The organism is Mesorhizobium neociceri (assembly GCF_013520985.1).
Taxonomy (GTDB): Bacteria; Pseudomonadota; Alphaproteobacteria; order Rhizobiales; family Rhizobiaceae; genus Mesorhizobium; species Mesorhizobium neociceri.
Genome location: NZ_JACDTY010000060.1, coordinates 1 through 633 on the forward strand (window position 1 = coordinate 1; position 633 = coordinate 633).

Annotated in this window: 1 pseudogene; it reads right to left on the reverse strand. The window is 63.0% G+C overall.

The window, feature by feature from the left end:
* Nucleotides 1–633: pseudogene (locus tag H0241_RS35300) on the reverse strand (IS630 family transposase); the annotation flags it as partial.

The window sequence follows — 633 nt, forward strand, 5'->3', positions numbered from 1 at the left end:
GGATTGAGGTCCGGGGAGTAGGGCGGCAGGTACCAAAGCCTTGCCCCGGCAGCCTTGATCATCTGCCTGATGGCGGCCGACTTATGACTTCCCAAGTTGTCCATGACGACGATGTCGCCCGGCTTCAGCACGGTGATGAGCTGCTGCTCGACATAGGCCCGGAAGCATTGGCCGTTGATCGGTCCGTCGAAGACGCAAGGTGCCGCGAGCCGATCGCAGCGCAACGCGCCAAGGAAGGTCAGCGTGCGCCAGTGGCCGTGCGGAGCCAAGCCGCGCAGTCGCTTGCCCTTAGGCCCCCAGCCTCGCAGTGGAGCCATGTTGGTCTTGATCCAGGTCTCATCGATGAAGACCAGGCACTGCGGATCCAGGCCTGCCTGCCAGGATCGCCATCGTTGGCGCCTGCGAGCAATATCAGCACGCGCCTGCTCAAGGGCGAACAGCGTTTTTTTTGAAGCTCAGGCCCTCGCGGCGCAGGAACAACCACACCGCGTTATGCGAGACCTTGACCCCGCGACCGGCCAACTCATCCTTCAGACCGTGCAGCGTCAGATGCGGCGTCTCACGTATACGCGCCTCGATGAAGGCACGGTGCGGTTCCAGCACTCTCTTGCGGTGTCCACCCATCTTGCCCGG